We start from the raw sequence: 5,063 nt of genomic DNA on the forward strand, positions 1-5,063 counted from the left end.
CATGCTTTGCAATGTCAAAGCCCATGTTCATCTTTTCGGTGGACCTGGGGAGGCGGCGGCTCACTTCCGTCTTCCAGGTGCTCAACTATGTTTCGGAGGCCCGCAACCAGCCCCGCATTGTCGATGCCGCAGAAGCGTTCCGGGTACTGTTCCAGCTTTGAAAGAGACTTGCCCAGCTGCGCCCGGGCGCCGTTTATATTGCGCCGGCTGAGGTGGTGCATACCGACGGCAGCCTGGACCAGGCCCTGGTAATAAAGTCGGAGCGGACCGCGAGCCGGACGCCACAGATCCTCCCAGGCTTCGTGGGCCTCAAAGTACCGGCCGGAGTTGAAAAAAAATATTCCCTCCCTCAAGAAATCGCTCAAGGATCGGCTTCCTCTAAGTTATTGAAAGGTATGCTACAGATAGCGTAATTGCGAGCCAGGTAAACTCTCCATTTTACCCCATCGGCGGAAAGCGCTCAACAGGATTATTCCCTCCCGCCGACGCGGTCGAGAGTTTCCTTGCAATGGTCGCTGAGGACGGTATCCTTTTTCTCAGGGGCTGCCGAAAGAAGCAGAACCCCGGGGTTTCTGGAATAGCCATTCCAGTTTGTCACTTTTAAAACCTAATCTCACGCTTCCCCCGAAAGGAGGAAAAATGCAACCTATTGCATTCTGCAGTCGGTGTCGCGGTATGAGGGTAGGCTGGAACATTCACTATGTAGCCCATTGTTTGAGATGTGAGGAATTGTTCTCCAAGTCTGCTAAGTTGCTGATTTTAACGACACTTTTGTCGGCCTTTGTGCTGGGTTTCCCGACTCCGAGCGCCTACGTGTTCTCCGGCCAGAGCCAGCTTCCGGCAGTTCAAGAGGCTGGGTTCGCTGTCCCTCTGCTTCCCGACAAGGACACTGCGGTGACCTCGATGGAAGGCTTTCTCAAGAAGTACGAGGTTGACCCCGGTCACCTGGGCCGCGTGGCTTCTGCCGTCGTCAGCAGTGCGCGGAAGTACGATGTGGATCCGCATCTGGTGGCTGCCGTCATGATCGTCGAAAGCCGGGCAAACCCATTTGCGATCTCCAACCTGGATTCGATCGGCATCATGCAGATTCACCTGCCAACCTGGGGTGCGACTGCGGAACAGGAAGGCATCAACCTCTTTAAGGTCGAAGATAACGTCGATTTCGGTGTCCGAATCCTGAAGGATTACATCCGGAGATTCGGCCTCTGGGAGGGTGTAAAGCGATATAAAGGATGGAACGCCGACGATCCGGACTCCTCCCAGTCGGTCGAAGACTATCTCGCTAAGGTTCAGCGGATCTTCGGCTCTGAAAAATCAACACTTTCCACCCAGTTGCTCAAGTAATCTCAAATTCTCCCGCCTCGGCTTTGCTTCAGTAAAGCAGAAGTGTCTGTCAAAATCTTATAGTGTCTCTATAAAGCAGTATTGACAGTACGCCACTCAGATCCTATATTGAGGACTGGTCTAATAGGTTTCCATTTACGGGCAGGCTGTAGGAGGACTTTACAAATGAGCAAGATTATCGGAATCGACCTGGGCACCACCAACTCTGTCGTGGCGGTAATGGAGGGTGGCGAACCGGTCGTTATCGCAAACCAGGAAGGTGGCCGGACCACGCCGTCCGTCGTCGCCTTCGCCAAGAGCGGGGAGCGTCTGGTCGGACAAGTGGCCAAACGCCAGGCCGTCACCAATGCGGAGAACACGGTTTACTCGATCAAGCGGTTCATGGGGCGCCGGCACGACGAAGTCAACGAAGAGATGAAGATGGTGCCGTACAAGGTGACGCATTCGAGTAACGGGGATGCGCGCGTGGAGAGCAACGGTAAGGAGTATTCGCCGCCCGAAATCTCCGCGATGATTCTTCAGAAGCTGAAGAGCGCCGCGGAAGACTATCTCGGACAGAAGATCGATAAGGCGGTGATTACGGTTCCCGCGTACTTCAACGATTCCCAGCGCCAGGCGACAAAGGATGCCGGCCGCATCGCCGGGCTCGAAGTCCTGCGCATTATCAATGAGCCGACGGCCGCCGCGCTTGCCTATGGTCTGGATAAGAAAAAGGACGAGACGATCGCTGTGTACGACTTCGGCGGCGGTACGTTCGATATCTCGATTCTGGAAGTCGGCGAGGGCGTGGTCGAAGTCAAGGCCACGAACGGCGACACGCACCTGGGTGGAGACAACATCGACCAGCGGATCATCGACTGGATCATCGATGAGTTCAAAAAGGACCAGGGCATCGATCTTTCGAAAGACAAGATGGCGCTGCAGCGGCTGAAAGAAGCGGCTGAGAAGGCAAAGATGGAGCTGTCGACGGTTCAGGAGACCGAGATCACGCTGCCGTTCGTCACGGCGGATGCGACCGGCCCGAAGCACTTGAACCTGAAACTGACGCGAGCGAAGTTCGAATCGCTAGTCGATGACATCCTCCAGCGCTCGATCGGCCCGTGCAAGCAGGCGTTGAACGATGCCGGCGTGAAGCTGAGCGACATCGACGAGGTTGTGCTTGTCGGCGGCAGCACGCGTATTCCGAAGGTTCAGCAGATTGTTCGCGAACTGTTCGGCAGGGAACCCCACAAGGGCGTGAATCCCGACGAAGTCGTCGCGGTGGGCGCGGCCGTACAGGCAGGCGTGCTCGGCGGCGAAGTGAAAGATGTCCTGTTGCTCGACGTCACGCCGCTGTCCCTCGGTATCGAGACGCTTGGCGGCGTCTTTACCAAACTGATCGACAGGAACACGACGATTCCGACCCGCAAGAGCGAGACCTTCTCGACGGCGGCGGACAATCAGACGTCGGTTGAAATCCACGTGCTGCAGGGCGAACGCCCGATGGCGCGCGACAACCGGACGCTCGGCAAGTTCCATCTTGTGGGCATTCTGCCGGCTCCCCGCGGGATCCCGCAGGTCGAAGTCACGTTCGACATCGATGCGAACGGCATCGTGAATGTGTCGGCGAAAGACACCGGCACGGGCAAGGAACAGAAGATCACGATCACTTCATCCAGCGGCCTTTCCAAGGACGACATCAACAAGATGGTCCGGGAAGCGGAATCCCACGCGGACGACGATAAACGCAAGCGCGAAGAGATCGAGGCTCGCAATAAGGCGGACTCTCTGGTCTACCAGACCGAGAAAATGCTGAGCGAGCATCGCAGCAAGCTGGCCGATGCCGATGCCAAGGCCGTCGAAGCTGCAATCGCGGACACCAAAAAAGCGCTGGAAGGCAGCGACGTCGATGCGATCAATCGCGCCGCCGAAACGCTGACCCAGGCATCCCACAAGGTTGCCGAAGCCATGTACAAGTCCGGCGCGCAGCCGGGCGGCAGTGCCGGCGGACCGGACGCCAATGGCGGAGCTTCGGGGGCAAAATCGGGTGAAAAGACCGACGATGTCATCGATGCCGAGTATGTTGACGCTGAGGATAAAAAGAAGGACTGAGGACTGAGAGGAGCTATTGGAAATTCGAGATTGGAAGCTGGAAATTGGAGATCTGCGGTACAACAAATTTCCAATTTCCAACCTCCAATTTCGAATTTCCAATAGTTCCCAAGGTTTATCATGACCAGTAAAAACGATCTCTACGTCATTCTTGAGGTCGGCCGAACTGCGTCCGTGAACGACATCAAACGGGCGTTCCGCAAGCTCGCCCGCCGGTATCATCCGGATATCAATCCCGGTGACCGGCACGCCGAAGATCTGTTCAAGCGGATCACCGAGGCCTATGACATCCTCAGTAATCCTCTCAAGCGGGAGTTTTATGACGTCAACGGCTTTTACACCGATGGCGTTCTGGAAGCACACGACGCCAAGGCGGAATGGGGATTCAGTTTCCAGGGTTTCAATTTCAGCAAATCGAGCCATTCCGAATTCAGTGAAATCTTCGGCCAGGTGTTCGCCGGCCGGGCGGTTCGCCGCCAGGCCGAGCGCGGTCAGGATCTCGAGTACCAGGTGTCGATCAGCTTCGATGAATCGTTGCGCGCCCTGAATACCAGGATCGGCCTGTTGCGCAGCCACCCGTGCGATGCGTGCGAAGGCAGCGGCCAGGCCGCGGGTTCGCGCGATACGGCATGTTCAGGCTGCAGCGGCACCGGCAAGACAACCCGATCGAAGGGACATCTGCAATTCGCCATCACCTGCTCCGACTGCGGTGGCTCCGGCCGGTTCGTAAAGCCATGTATCCACTGCGGCGGAGAGGGGCGTCTATCAGGAAGCGAAAGCCTGGACGTTGCCTTACCTGCCGGGGTGAGCACGGGCACGCGGATCCGGGTTTCCGGCAAAGGCGATGCCGGAAAGTGCGGCGGTCCCGCGGGAGATTTATTTGTTGTGGTGAATGTTGCCGAGCATTCGTTTTTCAGGCGAATGGGCGACAACATCCATTGCTCCGTTCCGTTGACGGTCACGGAAGCGGCGCTCGGAACGAAGATCGAGGTCCCGACAGTCGATGGCCTGGCCTTCGTTCGAATACCTCCGGGCACGCAGACCGGCCAGACATTCCGAATGCGGGGCAAAGGGGCGCCCTCCCTTTTGAACCCGGGATTGCGCGGGGATCAGTACGTCGAAGTGAAGGTGATCGTGCCGCGGATCGCGGACGAGCGTTCCAAGGAAATACTGCGCGAGCTTGCGAAATTGAATCCTGAGGATCCCCGGAAGGATTTGAAGTAAATGGAGCGGAAAAAGAAAGGCAAGGCCGCCTACATGATCAGCGTGGTGGCCGAAACCTATGACATTCATCCTCAGACTCTGCGCCTCTACGAACGTGAAGGGTTGTTGACTCCCTCACGATCCGAGGGGAACACACGTCTATATACGCAGGAAGACCTCGAACGGCTGGAATTGATACTCAATCTGACGCGCGACCTCGGCGTGAACCTGGCGGGCGTCGAAGTCGTACTTAATATGCGGCAGCGATTGGAAGAAATGCAGCGCGAGATGCAGGAGTTCATCGAATATATCGAAAACGAGTTCACCAATCGCTCTCCGGAACTGAACCAGAAGATTCAACATGCGCTGGTCAAAGTGACGCCGCCGCATGTAACTCTCGCGAAACCGCGTAAAGCGGAGCGGAA

General features: G+C 56.8%; 4 protein-coding genes. All 4 read left to right on the forward strand.

Going from position 1 to position 5,063, the window contains the following annotated elements; translation table 11 throughout:
• Positions 1-771: 771 nt before the first annotated feature.
• Entirely contained in the window at positions 772-1,344 is a 573-nt protein-coding gene (locus tag VGK48_13075) for a transglycosylase SLT domain-containing protein (GenBank protein HEY2382104.1), read from the forward strand.
• A 165-nt stretch (positions 1,345-1,509) separates the two neighbouring features.
• The gene (gene dnaK / locus VGK48_13080) at positions 1,510-3,435 is read left to right on the forward strand and encodes a molecular chaperone DnaK (protein HEY2382105.1); all 1,926 of its coding nucleotides are present in this window, start codon (positions 1,510-1,512) and stop codon (positions 3,433-3,435) included.
• A 120-nt stretch (positions 3,436-3,555) separates the two neighbouring features.
• Positions 3,556-4,659 (forward strand): molecular chaperone DnaJ, encoded by a 1,104-nt coding sequence (gene dnaJ / locus VGK48_13085; GenBank protein ID HEY2382106.1) that lies wholly within the window; start codon positions 3,556-3,558, stop codon positions 4,657-4,659.
• Positions 4,660-5,063, forward strand: a 404-nt coding sequence (locus VGK48_13090) for a helix-turn-helix transcriptional regulator (protein HEY2382107.1), incomplete at its 3' end; no start/stop codon positions are given. It abuts the gene before it with no gap.

It is taken from the genome of Terriglobia bacterium (assembly GCA_036496425.1).
Lineage (GTDB): Bacteria > Acidobacteriota > Terriglobia > 20CM-2-55-15 > 20CM-2-55-15 > 20CM-2-55-15.

Coding starts and splice junctions, on each gene's coding strand:
- dnaK (HEY2382105.1), top strand. CDS start 1,510: ATGAGCAAGATTATCGGAATCGACCTGGGCACCACCAACTCTGTCGTG.
- dnaJ (HEY2382106.1), top strand. CDS start 3,556: ATGACCAGTAAAAACGATCTCTACGTCATTCTTGAGGTCGGCCGAACT.